This is a genomic window from Flavobacterium caeni, from assembly GCF_900101895.1.
GTDB classification, from domain to species: domain Bacteria; phylum Bacteroidota; class Bacteroidia; order Flavobacteriales; family Flavobacteriaceae; genus Flavobacterium; species Flavobacterium caeni.
Genome location: NZ_FMVF01000008.1, coordinates 194,280 through 212,930 on the forward strand (window position 1 = coordinate 194,280; position 18,651 = coordinate 212,930).

General features: G+C 51.0%; 18 protein-coding genes. 4 read left to right on the top strand and 14 right to left on the bottom strand.

The window, feature by feature from the left end:
* Window positions 1-2: 2 nt before the first annotated feature.
* The 4 genes from BLP55_RS09765 to cphA form a co-directional block, all read right to left on the bottom strand.
* Window positions 3-2,129: a S9 family peptidase gene (locus tag BLP55_RS09765; RefSeq protein WP_091142926.1), complete on the bottom strand. Its 2,127-nt coding sequence runs from the start codon at window positions 2,127-2,129 to the stop codon at window positions 3-5.
* A 93-nt stretch (window positions 2,130-2,222) separates the two neighbouring features.
* Complete coding sequence (locus tag BLP55_RS09770; RefSeq protein ID WP_170826838.1) at window positions 2,223-3,323, bottom strand: tetratricopeptide repeat protein; 1,101 nt, start codon at window positions 3,321-3,323, stop codon at window positions 2,223-2,225.
* A gap of 18 nt (window positions 3,324-3,341) precedes the next feature.
* Complete coding sequence (locus tag BLP55_RS09775) at window positions 3,342-3,902, bottom strand: tetratricopeptide repeat protein (protein WP_211516820.1); 561 nt, start codon at window positions 3,900-3,902, stop codon at window positions 3,342-3,344.
* Window positions 3,903-3,950: 48 nt separating this feature from the next.
* Window positions 3,951-6,575 carry a cyanophycin synthetase gene (cphA, locus tag BLP55_RS09780; RefSeq protein ID WP_091142850.1) on the bottom strand — a complete coding sequence of 875 codons (2,625 nt, stop codon included), beginning with the start codon at window positions 6,573-6,575 and terminating at the stop codon, window positions 3,951-3,953.
* A 319-nt stretch (window positions 6,576-6,894) separates the two neighbouring features.
* On the opposite strand from cphA, the gene BLP55_RS09785 reads away from it, so the two are divergent.
* Window positions 6,895-7,818 (top strand): cyanophycinase, encoded by a 924-nt coding sequence (locus BLP55_RS09785; RefSeq protein WP_091142853.1) that lies wholly within the window; start codon window positions 6,895-6,897, stop codon window positions 7,816-7,818.
* The gene (locus BLP55_RS09790) at window positions 7,815-8,657 is read left to right on the top strand and encodes an isoaspartyl peptidase/L-asparaginase (protein ID WP_091142856.1); all 843 of its coding nucleotides are present in this window, start codon (window positions 7,815-7,817) and stop codon (window positions 8,655-8,657) included. The genes BLP55_RS09785 and BLP55_RS09790 overlap by 4 nt, the downstream gene beginning before the upstream one ends.
* Before the next feature lie 73 nt (window positions 8,658-8,730).
* On the opposite strand, the gene BLP55_RS09795 is transcribed toward BLP55_RS09790, so the two are convergent.
* The 5 genes from BLP55_RS09795 to BLP55_RS09815 all read right to left on the bottom strand — a co-directional run bounded on the left by BLP55_RS09795 (window position 8,731) and on the right by BLP55_RS09815 (window position 12,097).
* Window positions 8,731-9,489, bottom strand: a complete 759-nt coding sequence (locus BLP55_RS09795) for an SDR family NAD(P)-dependent oxidoreductase (RefSeq protein ID WP_091142860.1) — start codon at window positions 9,487-9,489, stop codon at window positions 8,731-8,733.
* 246 nt (window positions 9,490-9,735) lie between these two features.
* Window positions 9,736-10,113: a helix-turn-helix domain-containing protein gene (locus BLP55_RS09800; RefSeq protein ID WP_091142863.1), complete on the bottom strand. Its 378-nt coding sequence runs from the start codon at window positions 10,111-10,113 to the stop codon at window positions 9,736-9,738.
* Window positions 10,110-10,481 (bottom strand): VOC family protein, encoded by a 372-nt coding sequence (locus BLP55_RS09805; RefSeq protein WP_091142929.1) that lies wholly within the window; start codon window positions 10,479-10,481, stop codon window positions 10,110-10,112. The genes BLP55_RS09800 and BLP55_RS09805 overlap by 4 nt, the downstream gene beginning before the upstream one ends.
* A 153-nt stretch (window positions 10,482-10,634) precedes the next feature.
* Complete coding sequence (locus BLP55_RS09810) at window positions 10,635-11,069, bottom strand: carboxymuconolactone decarboxylase family protein (RefSeq protein WP_091142866.1); 435 nt, start codon at window positions 11,067-11,069, stop codon at window positions 10,635-10,637.
* Between the two features lie 455 nt (window positions 11,070-11,524).
* Window positions 11,525-12,097, bottom strand: coding sequence for a Crp/Fnr family transcriptional regulator (locus BLP55_RS09815; protein WP_091142870.1), 573 nt, complete (start codon window positions 12,095-12,097; stop codon window positions 11,525-11,527).
* Window positions 12,098-12,422: 325 nt separating this feature from the next.
* Here BLP55_RS09815 and BLP55_RS09825 point away from each other — a divergent pair, with 325 nt between their 5' ends.
* Window positions 12,423-12,860, top strand: coding sequence for a VOC family protein (locus BLP55_RS09825; protein ID WP_091142876.1), 438 nt, complete (start codon window positions 12,423-12,425; stop codon window positions 12,858-12,860).
* Window positions 12,861-13,279: 419 nt separating this feature from the next.
* On the opposite strand, the gene rplT is transcribed toward BLP55_RS09825, so the two are convergent.
* From rplT to thrS, 4 genes are all read right to left on the bottom strand, one after another.
* The gene (rplT, locus tag BLP55_RS09830) at window positions 13,280-13,624 is read right to left on the bottom strand and encodes a 50S ribosomal protein L20 (protein WP_091142880.1); all 345 of its coding nucleotides are present in this window, start codon (window positions 13,622-13,624) and stop codon (window positions 13,280-13,282) included.
* A gap of 152 nt (window positions 13,625-13,776) precedes the next feature.
* Entirely contained in the window at window positions 13,777-13,974 is a 198-nt protein-coding gene (rpmI, locus tag BLP55_RS09835) for a 50S ribosomal protein L35 (protein ID WP_014164268.1), read from the bottom strand.
* 117 nt (window positions 13,975-14,091) lie between these two features.
* Entirely contained in the window at window positions 14,092-14,613 is a 522-nt protein-coding gene (infC, locus tag BLP55_RS09840) for a translation initiation factor IF-3 (RefSeq protein ID WP_244503451.1), read from the bottom strand.
* A 75-nt stretch (window positions 14,614-14,688) separates the two neighbouring features.
* Window positions 14,689-16,644: a threonine--tRNA ligase gene (thrS, locus tag BLP55_RS09845; RefSeq protein ID WP_091142886.1), complete on the bottom strand. Its 1,956-nt coding sequence runs from the start codon at window positions 16,642-16,644 to the stop codon at window positions 14,689-14,691.
* Between the two features lie 158 nt (window positions 16,645-16,802).
* Here thrS and BLP55_RS09850 point away from each other — a divergent pair, with 158 nt between their 5' ends.
* Window positions 16,803-18,200 (top strand): T9SS type A sorting domain-containing protein, encoded by a 1,398-nt coding sequence (locus tag BLP55_RS09850; protein WP_091142891.1) that lies wholly within the window; start codon window positions 16,803-16,805, stop codon window positions 18,198-18,200.
* Between the two features lie 93 nt (window positions 18,201-18,293).
* Here BLP55_RS09850 and BLP55_RS17015 read toward each other — a convergent pair.
* Window positions 18,294-18,651: hypothetical protein (locus BLP55_RS17015; protein WP_170826840.1), on the bottom strand; the 358-nt coding region annotated here is incomplete at its 5' end.

Below are 18,651 nucleotides of genomic sequence, written 5' to 3' on the forward strand. Positions count from 1 at the left end.
GACTACTTGTTGTTGTCGATAATGTACTGCAACACCTTTGTCATCAAATGCACGCGGTCCTTGCCCAATACGTTGTGTTTGTGCATCGGATACGGGAAATAGTCAACTTGTTTGCCTGCCTCGACAAATTTCTTGACCAACGACAGGTTGTGTTGTTCCACCACCACATCGTCGCCCGTACCGTGAATCAAGAGTAATTTGCCCTTGAGGTCTTTGGCGTAGTTGAGTACGGCCGCCTCGTCGAATCCTTTTTGGTTTTCGGCAGGCGTATCCATATAGCGCTCGCCATACATGATTTCATACCATTTCCAGTCGATGACCGGTCCGCCGGCGACGCCCACCTTGAACACATCGGGTTTGCGCAACATGAGCGATGTGGTCATGAATCCGCCATAGCTCCATCCGTGTACAGCCAAACGGTTGCCGTCTACATACGGAAGCGATTTCAGGTATTCAACGCCTTTGAGTTGGTCGTCCATTTCGTTTACACCGAGGTTGCGGTGAATCACTTTCTCGAACGCCGCGCCGCGTCCTTCAGAACCGCGGTTGTCTACCGTAAACACCAGATAGCCCTGTTCGGCCATCCAATACATCCACAAATTGGCACCGTCCAGGTACGAATTGGTGATCATTTGCGCATGCGGACCGCCATAGACATACACCATGACGGGGTATTTTTTGGACGGGTCAAAATTGCTCGGTTTGATCAAACGCGTATACAGATCGGTCTTGCCGTCGGCGGCCTTGATGGTCTTGATTTCGGCCGTGCCCATGGCGTATCCCGCATATTTGTCGGCGCTTTCGAGCAGTGTTTTTGCTTTCAGGTTTTTGTCGTACAACAGTGATTTCGATTGGATCGAATGGCTCGAAAATTCATCAAAAATCCAGTTGCCGTCGGTAGAGATGGCCACGGTGTGCGTGCCTTCGTCCTTGGTGATGAGCGTTTGTTTGCCCTTCAAATCCACCTTGTAGGCGAGCGTATTGGTCGGGTTGGCCCCGGTTGCCGTGAAATAGATTTCGGTACCTGCGGGATTCGCGCCCAAAATGTCTTTCAGGATGAATTTGTTGGCCGTCAATTGTTTGATCAGCTTGCCTTCTATCGAATAGTAATACAGGTTGTTGAAGCCGTCTTTTTCGCTGATCCAAACAAAATTATTCGATTTGGGCGATGGGAAAAACGCCGCATGCTCAGGCTCGACCCATGTGCTCGCTTTTTCTTCGATCAACGTGCGTACAAACGCGCCCGATGTGGCATCGTACAAGTTCAAACGCATGTCGTTTTGGCCGCGGTTGAGCTCGGCGATGAGCACGTATTTTTCATCGGGCGTCCAGGAAACATTCGTCAAATAGTCATCTGCTGCGCCTTTGGGAGCGATAAAAACGGTTTGTTTGGTGGCCAGGTTGTAAATCCCTACACGTGGTTTTTCGCTTTTTTGCCCGATCATCGGGTACTTGATGTTCTCGAGTTTACCCGGGGTTTGTGTGATGTCGAGCAACGGATAATCGGCCACTTCGCTTTGGTCCTTTTGGTAGAATGCGATCAAATTAGATTTCGGCGACCAGAAAATGCCCCCGTGGATGCCAAACTCGTTGCGTGCGATCGCCTGGCCCGATACTACATCGGCATTCGCGTCGTCCGTGATGGCCACCTTGGCGCCGCCGTCGGTCCAATACAGGTTGTTCTTTTCGGTAAAGGCCACCTTGGTCTTGGTCTTGTCGAAGGTGGCGTTTTCGGCCGCATCGCCCAAATCGGCGGCTTTCTTGCCCGTTTTTGATGTTCTGTTATATTCGTAGATTTTGTTTCCGCTTTGCAACACAAACGTGTCGGCGTCTTTCCAGTCGATGCCAAAGAACCCCTTGAAATCGGCTCCCGTGGCCTTGTTCAAATCGGCCAAGGCGACCAGTTCGGTAGCGGCTGCATTGCCGGTGCTCGCGGTCATCAGCTTTCTGCCCGAATCGCCAAAGTACGTGTATTGGTTGGTGTTGGGGATCCACTGGAATCCGAGCATCTTGTCGGCGCGAAAGGCCCTGTTTTGTTGCAGGACGCCATCTTCGAGCGTTATTTTTTTCTGCGCAAAGGCCGATAAACAAAAGAAAAAGCTGAGAACAGCCACCAGGTTTTTAGTCATAATGTTGGTTTTTTTGAAAGAAACAAAGGTAGTCAAATTAGGATGACAAACAGGGTGTTTGTCGGTACATCGCGCGCTTTGTTACACAAAAAATCACGCCGTATTTTCGTCGGACGGAACCTCGGACGTAGGCTCCTCGAGTTCGGCCAATGTGCGTTTGGCGTTCGCAAGCCGTATTTTTTTGTTCTTCTCGATCAGCGTATGCGTGGCCCAATGCTCGATCTTGTGGTGCATCGGGACCAAAACGGCCGCAATGCATACCATCGCGAGCAACATCAGCAACGTCGAGTGGTGCGTGATTTCGTGTAAAAACGGGTGCAGCAGCAAATTGATGAACTCAAATACGATCAACAACGTCAAGACCCCCACAAATTGGATCATCTTGGGTGTGGCCACGATGGTGTGGCTCACAAGCAGGAACACCACCACAAAAATCAAGATGCCCAACGCAATCAACGCATACTGGATGTTGCGTGTACGCTGCTCGGCCGCTTCTTTTTTGGCTTTGGCGATTTTTTCGTCGCGCACCTTCTTTTCGTAGGCGTATTTGAATTGCGTCCGGATGGCGGCCGTGCGGTTGTTGGTGTTGCGGATACTGTCGCGCATCTGGATGTAAAGGTCGTTCATGGCCAACGCGTCTTGCCATTGTCCTTTTGCCCGATACAGTTGCTGTAGGTTTTTGGCGGCGTCGCCCACATTGATCGGATAGCCGAGTTGTCGCGCCCATCCCAGCGAAAGATTGAATTGCTTTTCGGCCGCAGCAAAGTCGTCCATCGCGACAAATGTTTCGCCCAAAAGGTTGGTCACCACCGCCATGCCAAAGGTATCGCCAAGTCCTTGAAAATACCCGAGACTTTCGGTAAAAGCCTGTTGGGCCGCCACCATTTGGCCATCCCTTTTGTAGCGGTCACCGATGTTTTTCAAACTGTGCGCAATGCCCTGTTGGTCGCCAATTTCGCGCCGAATCGCCAGCGCTTTCTGGAAATAATCCAAGGCGGCTTCGCGTTTGCCCATTTGCTGTTCGAGCAACCCAAGGCTGTTCAACGAAGACGCGATCGAGTATTTGTTCCCCGTCTCGCGGTTGATTTTTGCCGCGCGCAGCAAGTATTCCTCGGCTTTTTGATACTCGTGCTGGTCTTTGTACACCACCGCGATGTTTTGCAGCGCCGTGGTGATGCCTTCGGGATTTTGCAATTCTTCCTCGATTTTAAGCTAACGTTCGTAATGGTCGAGCGCCTCGTCGATACGACCCTGTCCGGCATAAATCAACCCGACGTTGTTCAACGACGATGCAATCCCGCTTTTGTCGCCTATCGATTTCTTGATGGCAAGGCTCTGTTGGTGCAGTCCGAGCGCCTCGATGATTTTGCCTTGGTCTTTGTAGATGGCCGCCAGGTTGTTCAGCACCGTGCCTTCTTCTTTTTTGTCGTTGGTTTTTCGGGCGATGGCCAGCGCCTTGCCGTAGTAGTCGAGCGCGGGTTGGATCTTGCCTTCTTGTTCGTACAAAAAGGCCAGCCAGCCGTAGGCGTTGAGCATCCCTTCGGCATAGTTTATTTTTTTCGAAAGCGTTTCGGCTTGGGCGGCATATTGGATGGCTACTGCCGGCGCGCCTGCATAACACGCTTCGGTCATCGCGATCAACGCCTTTGCGCGCTGCGTATCGGTCATCGGTTTTTGCAATACCTGCTTGAGCGAATCGATGCGTTTCACCGAATCGGTTTGCGCGGCCACAAAGCCACTACACCAAAAGAACAACATCAAAAAGTAGCGCATCGGCATCACAAAAAAACAAAGGATGCCCCAAGGACATCCCTTTTGCGTTTAAATCTCTCCTTGTTCGTTTTCCTTGTCGAGGTATTCCTGCACGATTTCGATGGCATTGGTCACCACGTCGCTGAGCGCGGTAATGAACGTACCTTCTTCGGCCGAGTTGATCGCGTGTTTGATCGCCTCGATTTCCTTGGTGATGATTTCGTGCGTGACCGCGCGTCCCGATTCGGCGATGCCCTCGAGGATCAAGTCGATGATCTCCTGTTCGGTTCTGCCGCGCAGGTGTTTTTCCTGACGGATGATGATGTGGTCGAACATGCGTCCGGCGATTTTCGCACATTCGCGGATGTCTTCGTCGCGGCGGTCGCCCACACCGGCAATGATGCCGATTTTCTTGGTCGCCTCTACGCTCGACAGATAATCCTCGACGGCACGATAGCCCGCCGGGTTGTGCGCAAAGTCGATCATGACCTTGAACTTCTTGAACTCGAAAATATTCATACGGCCCGGTGTTTGCGCCACACTCGGTATAAACGTTTGCAACGACAGGCTGATGTCTTCGGTCTTGAAACCGTACAAGTAAGCGGCCAAGGTGGCGGCCAGTGCGTTGGCGATCATGAATTTGGCTTTTCCGCCCAAGGTGAGCGGTACATGCGTCGCGCGTTCGACACGGATTTTCCATTCGCCTTTTTTGACGGTGATGAATCCGTTTTCATACACGGCGACGATCTTGCCCTCTTTCGATAATTTTTTGACAAACGGATTTTCCTCGTCCATCGAGAACCACGCAATGTTGCAGCTCAATTCGTCGGCGATCTTGCGGCAGTATTCGTCTTCGGCGTTCAAAATCGCCCAGCCGTCTTTCTTGACGGAACGTACCACCGTACTTTTGACGCGCGCCAAATCTTCGAGCGTATGGATGTCGTTCAAGCCCAAATGGTCTTCCTGGATGTTCGTGATCACGGCAATGTCGCAGCGGCTAAAACCAAGCCCCGCGCGTAAAATTCCGCCGCGCGCGGTTTCGAGCACCGCAAACTCGACCGTAGGATCTTTCAAAATGTATTCGGCCGACACCGGTCCGGTGGTATCGCCTTTTTCCATCATGTGGTTCTGGATGTAAATGCCGTCCGAGGTCGTAAAACCTACTTTGTAGCCGTTGTTCTTGACGATGTGCGCCAGCAAACGCGTCGTGGTGGTCTTTCCGTTGGTACCCGTCACGGCGATGATCGGAATGCGGCTCGGCTTGCCCGGCGGATACAACATGTCGATCACGGGCGCGGCCACGTTTCTCGGCAATCCTTCGGATGGCGCAAGGTGCATCCTGAAACCAGGTGCTGCGTTGACCTCGAGGATGACGCCGCCGTTTTCCTTGAGCGGTTGCGTGAGGTTTTCGGCCATGATGTCGATGCCGCACACGTCGAGCCCTATCACACGCGAGATGCGTTCGGCCAGGAAGATGTTTTCGGGGTGCATCATGTCGGTCACATCCACCGAAGTGCCGCCCGTAGACAAGTTAGCGGTCGATTTCAAATACACAATTTTGCCGCCCTTGGGCACGGTTTCGAGTGTATAGCCCAGCTTTTCGAGTAGGTCTTCGGTGTCGCGGTCTACCGTGATTTCGGTCAGTACGTTTTCGTGTCCGTAGCCACGGCGCGGATCTTTGTTGGTTTCGTCGATGAGCGTTTGGATCGAATCCTTGCCGTTGCCCACCACATGCGCAGGGACACGTTTGGCGGCCGCGACCAATTTGTTGTCGATGACCAACACACGGAAATCGAATCCGGTGATGAATTTCTCGACGATGACACGTCTCGAGTATTTCTTGGCGAATTCCAAACCGGCCTTGGCGTCGTCCATGTTGGTCACATTGATCGACGCGCCCTTGCCGTGGTTGCCGTCGAGCGGTTTGATCACAATCGGGAAGCCAATCTTGGCGATGCAATTTTCCAAATCTTCCTCGTCTACGCAAATGCTGCCGCTGGCCACCGGAATCGAGTTCATGTCGAGCATGCGTTTGGTCTCTTCCTTGTTGCAGGCGATGTCGACGGCGATGTTCGAAGTTTTACACGTAATAGTCGCTTGGAACCGCATCTGGTTGACGCCGTAACCGAGCTGTACGAGCGAATTTGTCCCGAGACGGATCCACGGGATGTCGCGCGCCACGGCCTCTTCGACGATACTGCCCGTAGAAGGCCCGAGCCTGACGCGTTCGCGGATTTCGCGCATCTTTTGGATGTCGGCCTCCAAATCGTAATTGGTGCCTGCGATGAGCGCTTCGGCAATGGCCACGGCCGATTCGGCGGCAAACATCCCGACGTTTTCTTCGGTATAGCTGAACACCACATTGTACACGCCGGGCGTCTTGGTTTCGCGCGTGCGTCCGAATCCGGTTTCCATACCCGCGAGCGTTTGGATCTCGAGCGCAATGTGTTCGATCACATGGCCCATCCAGGTGCCGCGGTCGATACGCATAAAAAAACCGCCGCGTACCCCTTCGGAACAACGGTGTTCGATCATGGTGGGGAACATGGCCTCGATGCGTTCGCGAAAGCCCGCAATCTTGTTGGTAGGGGATTGTTCCATTTCCTCGAGGTCGAGACGCATCTGGATCAACTTCTTGCGTTGGACGCTCCAGATGTTCGGTCCGCGAAGCGCTTGTATTTTGAGTATTTTCATGAGATGGATTATTGTCAGTGTTTTTGTTAAAAGGTTGTTGGTATAGGTTGACTAAAATAGATTTTTTGGCTGGTTTGTCAAAATTTATTTCGTTTTTCAGAGAATTTTATGGCGATGGCAAACCAAGTGTGCACATACGTCCCACATCGCAACCCTGTATACTTCCCGATTCACGGCAAACCAATCGTTCGAATCGTATTAATAATGAATTGATTACATCGAAAAACCTACATCTTTGGCCGTCTTGCGCGCGCAATTTGCCCATGTAAAAATCCTAATTTTCCTTGTCCAATGTAAAGTTTTGGTTATTTTTACGCCCATGAATATACAAGGAAAACTCATTATCATTGGGGGGGCGGTAGATAAAGGAAGTTTTACCGAAACCAACATCGACAAGAACGCGGCCAACAACCTCAATTTCTTTGAGACGGGCATTTTGAAGAGAATCCTCAACGAATCCAAACACCAAAACGATTCGCGCATCGAAGTAATCACCACCGCTTCGAAAATCCCGCGCGAAATAGGACCCGAATACGTCAAGGCGTTCGATTACCTTGGCGCAAACAATGTAGATGTATTGCACATCGAGCGACGCGAACAGGCTACCGATCCCGAGATCCTGGCGCGGTTGAAGATGGCCGACGTGGTCATCTTTACCGGCGGCGACCAGCTCAGACTCACATCTATTTTGGGCGGTACCGAGTTCCACGACATTTTGCTCGACAAATACCACAACGAAGAATTCATCTATGCCGGTACGTCGGCGGGTGCCGCGGCGGCGTCGAACAGCATGATTTACCAGGGCTCGTCGAGCGAAGCATTGCTCAAGGGCGAAGTCAAGATCACCAGCGGGCTGGGGCTTATCGATGGCGTGATTATCGACACCCATTTCGTACAACGCGGCCGCATCGGGCGGTTGTTCCAGGCGGTTGTTGGCAATCCGAAAGTGCTTGGCATTGGGCTTGGTGAAGACACCGGGCTTTTGATCAAGAACAATTCCGAAATGGAAGCCATCGGCTCTGGACTCGTCATTTTGGTCGACGGACGCGAGATCAAGGACACCAACCTGACGCAGGTCGAGCTCGGTCAGCCGATTTCGATCAACCACTTGGTGACCCACGTGATGAGCATGAACGATACGTTCGATTTGAGCACGTTCAAGATGCGCATCCAATCGTCGCAGTACGCGCAGGAATTGCCTTTTACCAAGGAAGACGTCGATTCTGAAAAACGCGTCCGATGAAAGTGATCATCCACGGCGGCTTCTTCTCGGAATCCACCACCAACCACGAAACCAAGTTGGCCAAACAGCAGGCGCTCGAACGTATCGCGCGTCAGGCCTACGTTTATCTTAAAACCCATTCGGCGGTAGAAACGGCGGTGTATGCCGTGTCGCTGCTGGAAGACGATGCGTTGTTCAACGCGGGCATCGGGTCGCAAATCCAAAGCGACGGCAAGATCCGTATGAGCGCGTCGCTCATGGACGGCACGACGCAAAAGATGAGCGGCGTGATCAACATAGAAGACGTCAAGAATCCGATTGAAGTAGCGTTGGTGTTGCAGGACAGCGAAGACCGCATCCTGGGCGGCCAGGGCGCGACCGATTTTGCACGCAAGTTAGGTTTCGGTTATTTCTCGACCGAAACCGAGCAACGCCGTGGCGAATACGAAGCCAAGAAAGCGGGCACCGGCGTAGGTACCGTTGGTTGTGTAGCCATCGACGAACACGGACGCATCGCCGCTGCGACTTCGACGGGCGGTAAAGGCTTCGAAATTCCGGGACGCATCTCCGATTCTGCGACCGTTGCGGGCAATTACGCCAACGCGTTTTGCGGCGTGAGCCTCACGGGTGTGGGCGAAGACATCGTAAGCGGTGCCGTCGCAGCCAAGATCGTGACGCGCGTGACCGATGGCATGACGCTCGGGCAGGCATTCGCCAAAACCTTCGACGAACTCAAACCTTTTGATGGCTTCGCGGGTGCCATCGCGATCGACCGGCACGGCAACATGTTCCACCAGGATTCGCATCCGAGCATGGTGTTCGGGAGTTTTGACGGATCGGTTTTCGAGACTTTTAAGTAGAAAATACCAAATAGTAAAAAGCCATTGATTGTGAGGTCAATGGCTTTTTTTATGAAGAATACTACGGAAGCAATCAGATGAATTGCCCACCCGATACTTCAATGCGTTGCGCATTGACCCAACGTGCGGCATCGGAGCACAAAAAGGCCACCACGCCGCCAATATCGTCGGGCAAGCCTACGCGGCCCAAAGCGGTTTGTGACGCGACAAAAGCATTGACATCGGCATTGTCGCGAACGTGTCCGCCGCCAAAGTCGGTCTCGATGGCACCGGGCGCGATGATGTTTGCGCGTATCCCGCGCGCACCCAATTCTTTTGCCTGGTACTTGGTTAGCGTTTCCATGGCGCCTTTCATGGTGGCATAGGCCGAGTAGCCCGGCAGGCTAAAACGCGTCAATCCCGTAGAGACGTTTACGATGGACCCGCCGTCATTGAGCAGCGGCAGCGCTTTTTGGGTCAGGAAGAACGGTGCCTTGACGTGGATTTGGTGCAACGTATCGAAGTCGGCTTCGGTAAAGTTTGCAAAGGGCGCATAAAGGCCGATGCCCGCATTGTTGACCAGAAAGTCGAAGGTGGACGTGTTGAATTTTTCGGCCAGTGTCGATTGGACATTCGCAAAGAAAGCATCGAACGATTTTGAATCGGCGACATCGAGTTGCAACGCCGCCGCCTTGACGCCCAAGGATTGGATTTTGGCGACCACCGCATCGGCTTCGGAAGCCTTTTGATTGTACGTCAAGAGTACATCGGTTTGGTTTGCGGCCAAAGCCAGCGCCATATTTTTCCCGAGCCCACGGCTACCGCCGGTCACGAGTGCGATTTTGTTTTTCATGGTTGAAGATTTAACACCACAAAGTTAGCGGCGTCTTGACCGTGAAAAATGGTGTACTCTTCAGAATTTACTAGCCCAGTGATGAAACCCCAGCGTCGTACCGGAACGTTAGCGCTGTTACAATTTTTGAAAAAATCAATGTTTTGCAACAAATCTGTTGCAAAATTCTAAAAATTTGATTTTTTGTAACAGCGGGATCCAGGTGTCCGATACATGTCGTTCGGGGCCGGGGCACAAAGCCAAGGTTTAGCGGTATTTTTTTCGGTATTGCAACGGCGTCATGCCTGTCATGCCTTTGAAGAATTTGATGAAGTTGGTGGGTTCGTCGTAGGCGAACGTCATGCCGATTTCGGCCACCGACCGGTCGGTTTGCAACAGCAAGCGTTCGGCCTCGGCCACGATGCCGCGCTCCATGAAATCGCAAGGCGAATGGCCGGTGGTGAGTTTGATGGTATTGGTCAGGTGTCCGGGATGGATGAACAGCCGCGCCGCGAATTCAGACGACGACATGCGGTGTTGGGCCTTGCCCGCAAAAAGTTCGGCGAGGTGGTTTTCGTAAAGTTGGAGGAAATCGGCGGTGATTTCGTCTTTGCGCGAGAGGATTTTCTTGGGGATGGGCATCATTCTTTTTCTGGTCCTAAGAGCAACACGGTGCCGGCCGGGTCTTGGATCCAATGCATGGTGTTGGGAATTTTTTCGAGTTCGTCGCTGGCATCGACACCGTTTTGAAACAGGTATTGCGTGGCCGATTCGACGTCAGGGGTTTGCAGTTCGAGCCAAATTTCGGACCGTGAATAGTTGTCGACACAATCCAGCCAAAGCGTATTTGGCCCAAATTTGATTTCGCAGGTACGCGAAATGGTGGGGTTGTCGATGGGTTTTTCGACCACATCCAATTGCAGGATGTCGCGGTAAAAGGCGATCGTCGCGTCGAATTTGCTCTTGGGGACCTTGATCGCTATGTTGGGGCCGGATCGAAAGGATGGTTTCATGGCTTGCGGATTTTGATTAAAGGTACGCAATTTTCCGGTAGGTGCGTGAGGGATCGCGGCAAGCACCGCGTGCAGCCAAGAGCCCGACCCGCAGGGGCACGCCCAAAAAAAACGCACCACAAGGCGCGTTCCAGGTGTTTTGTTTTTCATGTGTTATCCCACACGCAGGCCCGTTGCAATGGCCATGCGGTTCCATGAGTTGATCGAGATGGCCATCATGATGACGGCGGCCAAATAGGGTTCGTCGAAATACTGTGCGGCGTTGGCGTAGGTCGCATCGGAAACGTGCCCTTGGATGTTGGTGATTTCTTCTGTGAGCGCGAGTATGGCTTTTTCCTCGGGGGTGTACACATCGGCTTCGCGCCAGGCGTTGAGCAGGTAGATGCGTTGTTCGGTTTCGCCGTTTTTGCGCGCGTCGGTGGTGTGCATGTTGATACAGAACGCGCAGCCGTTGATTTGCGAGGCGCGCATCTTGATGAGTTCTTTGTGCGTCGCTGTGAGCGGGGTGGTTGCGATGAAGTTTTCTACGCCGAGTAAGGCTTTGTAGGCGTCGGGCGCTACTTTTGCGAGGTTGATCCTGGTTTGCATTTTCTTGCTTTTTAAAGTTGAACAAGGCAAAGTTCCGCGGTTCTGGGGGTAAAAAACTTGAAGTAGTTCAAGAAAGGATGGATTGGTTTCTTTTGAAGGGATGGTACATTTTTGCGGGATGCGATAGGGATTTTTTTGCGTAAAAGTGTGTAGATTTTCTGTAGGGAGGGCATTGGATTTTTTAGTATTTTCTACCCAATTGGGTAGGGGCATTGGGTTTATCCCTAAGCAATGAAATCGACAAACCGATACAGAAAATCTGTACTTTTTGTTAAAGTTCATATATTTGGATTTTGCGCTTGGGTAACGCGGGACGCTTTTTTTTTGAGTGCCGACGAATTGACGTTTTTGTAACCCCGGCGTTCACAGCCGCCGTCGGCTTTCCGCCGCAACCGACGTTCACTTCCCAAGAAACGTCGGGGCCTCTGGCAAAAGGCCACCGAAAACGACGCCTGCTAGACCTTACCCGCCCTGATCTTACTCAAAAACTCAGGCGAAAAATCGAGGTACGACGCCAACATGTACTGCGGCACGCGTTGCACGAATTCGGGAAACATGGTGTTGATGTGGTGGTAGCGTTCCTCGGCCGACATCGTAAACAAATACTTGATACGCACCTGCGAAGCCCCGAACGACTTTTGCATGCACAGCCTGAAGTAGCGCTCGAGTTTGGGTACCCGGATGAGCAAATCCTCGAGCGACTCCTTATCGATTGAAATCACTTCGGAATTCTCGATGGCCTGGATGTAAAAGTTGGACGGCGAATGGCTTTGGAAGCTCAAAAAGTCGGTCATCCACCAGTTCTCGATACCAAACAGCAAAGTCTTCTCGACACCTTTTTCGTTGATGATGTACTGGTGAAAACACCCCTTGACAATGAAATACTGCGCGTTGCATACCTGTCCTTCCTTGAGCACATGCTCCTTTTTGCGCACCTTATGGCAGTCGAGGTACGTGAGCACGGTGTTGCGTTCATCGTGGTCGAGCTTGACGAATTTGTCGATGTGGTCGAGCAGCGGAAGATACATGGCGTTTGTTTTGGTTTCCCAAAGATAGCTGTTTCGTGACAGCATCGCAACCCAAGGGCGTCGCCAAGCTAAAAAAGAAAAACGGAAACGTTAAGCGCAGTGAGCGGCAGCTAAAGTTTCGCGGCAATGATTATTTCGTCCTCGACGATCAAGATTTTGACTGGATCCATGGTTGCGTTGTTTGACGGGGACCTGCCAAGATAGCTAATAAATTATAGCGACATGTAATAATCTTGTCGCAATCGCCCCATTTGTTTTGCGCTTTCCTACCCTGTGACTCAAGATATTAATAGGTAATTTTGAGAATCATTAAAAAACTAAAGACATGGCACTGATCAACCCACACATCAATTTCAATGGGAATGCCGAAGAGGCGTTCCTGTTTTACCAATCGGTATTCGGCGGGAGCTTCGCCACCATTGTACGGTTCAAGGACCTGGCGAGCCCCGAAATGCCGATTGCTCCCAACGAAGAAAACAAAATCATGCACATCGCGCTGCCCATCGGCCCCAATGTGCTCATGGGCAACGATGTCCCCGAATTTATGGGAACGGTGAACGAAAACGAAAACCGCAGCAAAATATCGATCGGCGCGGCAAGTAGGGAAGAAGCCGACAGGTTGTTCAACGGCCTTTCAGCCGGCGGAAGCATCGAAGTGCCTATGGCCGACAGCCCTTGGGGTTCTTATTTTGGGATGTTTCGCGACAAGTACGGCATCGAATGGATGGTGGACTACGACGACCGGTACAAAGGCTCGTTGTAGGTTGCCATGAAGCTGTCGTATGCTGGGTAAAGTCGAAGCGGAGCAAGTGGAGATTTGTGGTCAAGCTTGAGGTCGGGACAACATTGGCGGTTTCAAAACAGTCATGCCGAGTGTACACCGAAAAATTTTTCGATTTATGAAAATGTATAGTTTTTCTGTATCCAGGTGTCGATTTTATTTTTTAGGGATAAACCCAATGCCCCTACCCAATTGGGTAGAAAATACAAATTTTTTCGATACCCTAATTACAGAAAACCTGTACAGATATCCGATTAGCAATAGGTAACGGGGACGCACTGGTTTCAATCGCCCGTTCTACTGCTTCGTCGCGATCAGCAGCGCAATAAAAAATAAAAATAAAAATAAAAAATAAACCCATCCGGAAGGATGGGTTCAAGTAAGTCAAATTTCGTTAAACGTTATTTTACTTTGTTAAGAATGGCTTTGAAAGCCTCTGGGTGGTTCATCGCCAAATCTGCAAGAACTTTACGGTTCAATTCGATTCCTGATGCTTTTACTTTACCCATGAATTGCGAGTAAGACATTCCTTCCTGACGTGCACCAGCGTTGATACGCATGATCCACAACGCGCGGAAGTTTCTCTTTTTCGCTTTTCTGTCACGGTAAGCATAGCTCATCGCTTTCTCTACCGCGTTCTTAGCAACTGTCCAAACGTTTTTACGACGGCCAAAGAAACCTTTGGCTTGTTTCATTAATTTTTTTCTGCGGGCTCTTTTGGCCACTGAATTTACTGATCTAGGCATAATTTAATTTTTTTTTGTAGCAGGCGCCCATTCGGGACTTGAAAGCCATACTCCAGGGTTATTGAATAATTTAACCGAAAGAACGATCGAGTCGTAAGGTCTTAAAGTCTTAAAGGCCTTTATGACCTTATGACTTTTGACTTTATGACTTATTAGATGATTCTCAACTGCTCTTTTACGCTCTTCACGTCTGATTGGTGAACCAAAGCAGAGTGCGTCAACGCCAACTTACGTTTCTTAGACTTTTTGGTCAAGATGTGGCTTTTGAAGGCGTGCTTCCTTTTGATCTTACCAGAGCCGGTCACTTTAAAGCGTTTTTTGGCGCTGGATTTTGTTTTCATTTTAGGCATGGTGTCCTGAATTTATTTAATTTGACTTACTTTATTTTCAAGTCTTAAGGTCTATAAAGTCATAAAGTCCGAAAGGCTTGCGCGCTTTTAAGACTTTATGACTTTACGACTTTACGACTATTTCTTCTTCTTCGGCGCGATGAACATAATCATCCTTTTTCCTTCCAAAACCGGCATGGCTTCTACCTTTCCGAATTCTTCAAGATCCTGCGCCAAACGCAGCAAAAGGATTTGTCCCTGCTCCTTATAAATGATCGAGCGTCCTTTAAAGAACACGAACGCTTTGAGCTTCGAGCCTTCCTTGAGGAACTTCTCGGCATTCTTGCGTTTGAATTCATAATCGTGCTCGTCGGTCTGCGGCCCAAAACGGATCTCTTTGATCGTGACTTGCGTCGATTTGGCCTTGAGCGCCTTTTCGCGCTTCTTTTGCTCGTATACAAATTTCTTGTAATCGATGATTTTGCAAACCGGCGGGGCGGCATTGGGAGAAATTTCGACCAGGTCGAGTTCCTGCTCATCGGCCATGCGCAAGGCATCCGACAATTTGTAAACCCCGGTTTCGACGTTTTCGCCTACCAACCTGACTTCTTGCACGCCGCGGATGTGTTGATTGATCCGGTGCGCGTCTTTTTTCTCCACTCTGGGTTGATAACCCCTGTTGTTTCTAATTGCTATGGCTTAAAAAATTTAAGTTAAACGTTGTGTTTTTTCTTTTTATTCGACGTTAAACGTCTTCAATGTTTTGTCTATTTCCTCTTGGACCATCGCGGCGAATTCGTCGATCGAAACGGTTACATTGCCCTTGCCTTCCTGTCCGTGACGACGTACAGAGATGGTTCCGTTCTTCTCTTCTTCCTCGCCCACGATCAGCATAAACGGGTATTTTTGCGTTTCGGCCTCCCTGATTTTCTTGCCGATCGTCTCGTTGCGATTGTCAATTAGGGCGCGAATTTCGTGATTTTCCAGCAATTCCAAAACTTTTTTGGCATAATTTTCATATTTCTCGCTGAGCGACAGGATAATGGCCTGCTCCGGCATCAGCCAAAGCGGGAAATTTCCTGCGGTGTGTTCGAGCAAGATGGCGATGAAACGCTCCATCGAGCCAAATGGCGCGCGGTGGATCATCACCGGACGGTGCAGTTCGTTGTCCGATCCTTTGTAGGTCAGGTCAAAACGCTCGGGCAAGTTGTAATCTACCTGGATCGTGCCGAGTTGCCATTGTCTGCCCAAAGCATCCTTGACCATAAAGTCGAGTTTTGGCCCGTAAAATGCGGCTTCGCCCGATTCGATCACGTAGTTCAAACCTTTGTCGCGTGCGGCCGAAATGATCGCCTGTTCGGCTTTTTCCCAATTTTCGACCGATCCGATGTATTTGTCCGGATTGTCCAAATCACGCACCGAAACCTGCGCCGTAAAATTCTCGAATCCGAGCGACCCGAACACATACAGCACCAAATCGATTACTTTTTTGAACTCGGCATCCAATTGGTCCGGCGTACAAAAAATGTGTGCGTCGTCTTGCGTAAATCCGCGAACGCGTGTCAGGCCGTGCAATTCACCCGATTGTTCGTATCTGTAAACCGTTCCGAATTCCGCGTAGCGCTTCGGCAAGTCTTTGTATGACCACGGCTTGGTGTTGTAGATTTCGCAGTGGTGCGGGCAGTTCATCGGCTTGAGCAAAAACTCTTCGCCTTCGGCCGGCGTGTGGATCGGTTGGAAACTGTCGGCGCCGTACTTCGCATAATGGCCAGAAGTCACATACAATTCCTTTTGCCCGATGTGCGGCGAAACCACCTGCTCGTAACCCGCTTTTTTCTGTGCGCGCTTCAAAAATTGCTCGAGACGGTCGCGCAACGCGGCGCCTTTGGGCAACCACAACGGCAAGCCTTGCCCGACTTTTTGCGAGAACGCAAACAGTTCGAGTTCCTTGCCCAGTTTTCTATGGTCGCGGCGCTTGGCTTCTTCCAAAAGCTCGAGGTAATCGGTCAAATCTTTTTGTTTCGGGAACGAGATGCCGTAAACACGCGTCAGCTGCTTGTTTTTTTCATCGCCGCGCCAGTAGGCACCAGCCACCGACATAATTTTCATCGCCTTGATCAATCCGGTGTTCGGGATGTGACCGCCGCGGCACAAATCGGTAAAAGTCGAATGGTCGCAAAATGTGATCGTGCCGTCCTCGAGGTTTTCGATGAGCTCCACCTTGTAAGGGTTGTTCTCGGCCTTGTAAAACGCAAGCGCATCGGCCTTAGAAGCCGAACGCATCTTGAACTCGTGCTTTTCGCGTGCGATTTCCAAAACGCGGTCCTCGATTTTCTTGAAATCGGCGTCGGTAATCGTTTGTCCGTTAAAGTCGATGTCGTAGTAAAAACCTTTCTCGATCGCAGGCCCGATCGTCAATTTGACACCCGGATACATCTCCTGGATCGCCTGCGCCATCACGTGCGAGGTCGAGTGCCAGAAGGCTTTTTTACCACCTTCGTCGTTCCAGGTGAACAAGACCAAAGATCCATCGGTGGTGAGCGGCGTTTCTGTCTCCACCGTCGTTCCATCGAAAGACGCCGAAATTACGTTTCTTGCCAGGCCTTCGCTGATGCTTTTGGCCACGTCCATAGGCGTTGCGCCTTGGGCGAACTCTTTTACCGAACCGTCGGGTAGTGTGATCTTGATCATGCTTTTGAATTTGTGAGCGCAAATATAGTCGATTCGGCAAAGACAAACAATAAAATGTCATCGATAAAGAAATATTCACAAAATGAGATTTTTTTTTAGCTTAATCGTTGAACAGCAAGATTAAAGTGTTAGGTTTGCCACCCCTAAATTGATATAACATGAACAAAAATTCCCTACTGATGCCTTTCTTGGCATGGACGATGGCCGTATCGGCATCCGAAAATCCGGTCCTTCCCAAATTGACCAACCCTTTGTTGAACTGCGCCGAGGTTGTGAGCATGACGGTGTTTCATCCGCATTGCGAATCTCCGCTCACCGGTACCGTCACCGTAACCTGGCCGCTCGACGAAAATCTTGAGTACAGTATTGATGGCGTACATTACCAGTCCGATCTTGTTTTCCTTGATGTGCTTCCGGGAACCTACGACATGACCTACCGGAATACCGTCACCGGCTGTACGTCGGCGCCTAACACGTTCCTGGTGGGGCCCGCAGTCCCGGTCGATACCATTGTGCTGGCCGAAGGATCGGCGCCGTCAAGCCAAATAGTTTGCATCAATACCGCGATGGAAACCATTGCATTTACGGTGGGCGGTACGGCACAAGTCGCAACGGTATCGGGCTTACCACCTGGCGTGACCGGTACTTTTGGTGCAGGCGTTTTTACGATAAGCGGCACGCCTACGTCAACCGGTACTTATATTTATACGATTACCACCAGCGGCGGCGATTGCACCCGAACCATGACCGGTACGCTTACGGTGCGGCTCAATGCGGCCATGGTTTGGGTGTCGTCGTCGGGCGCGCGCAACCAAACCTTGTGTCAGGGCGCTGCTTTGAACCCGATACGATTCATTATCGCCAACGGGGCTACGGGCGCCGTTACAAATGGACTGCCTTCAGGATTGTCAGGCACTTTTTCGGGAGGTATTTTTACCGTCGACGGTATGCCGCAAGAATACGGGACCTATCCATACACCGTGACCACCACCGGCGGATGTTCGTCGGCCACGTTATCGGGTACTTTGGTGGTCAACGCCTCGTCTTCTGTCGAAATCACCTGCAATCCCGAAGGTCCAAATCATACCCTTGCTTTTGAATGGCAGCCCGTGTCCGGTGCTACAGCTTATGTTTACAGCTATCAAATAGATGGTGGCACGCCCGTCCAAGGCTCGGTGGTCGCCAACACCCATTTTGCGGTTCAAGGCGTTTTGCCCGGCCAGTCGGTGGCGTTTAATATTGTATCGGTCAATGGCGCGGTGTCTTGCTTCAGCCCGCAATCGGTAACCTGTCAGGCGCAGCCGCTGTCCGATCGGGATTTCGAATCCACTTCGTTTAAATATTACCCCAATCCGGTGCAACACTCCCTTTATTTAGAACACCCGCAACCGTTGCGCCATGTCGCCGTGTTCGATTTGGCTGGGAAAATGCTGATCGATAAACCGTCAGACGCCAATATAGTGACGCTCGATTTGTCAGGTCTTGGCGCGGGGTTGTATCTTGTAAAGGCAACAACGGTCCAAGGGACGAGGAATTTCAAGATTGTCAAAGAATAGTTCTTGGGCGTGCCGGCGATCGGCCCCCTGCACGGTTCCAAGATTTGGTCGCCGTCGGGCTTTCCGCGGTGCGCGGCACCTTGCTCCAATCCCTCACGCGGCCCCTGCGAAAAAAAGTTCGTCCCGCAACCTGTGGCTTTCCAGCGTGTTAGGCGGGCGTTGGAAAAAAAACCGAAAAAACTTGCCGTAAAAATTTGCACGGGTGAAAAATGGTGGTACTTTTGCACCCGCAACAAAGGCACGTTCACAGGTTTTTTGAAAAAGATAAAGAATTGCTTGCGGGATTCCGCGGGAGTGCTTATCTTCGCAGTCCGTCTTTTTTCGAGGGCGGGCAAAAAACCGACTTACATCCTGGTAACCAAGCCCTTCCGAAAAAGATTGAAAATTTTTCGCCAAAAGGCTTGCGGGAATGAAAAAAGGCCGTACTTTTGCACCCGCTTTGGTAACGAAG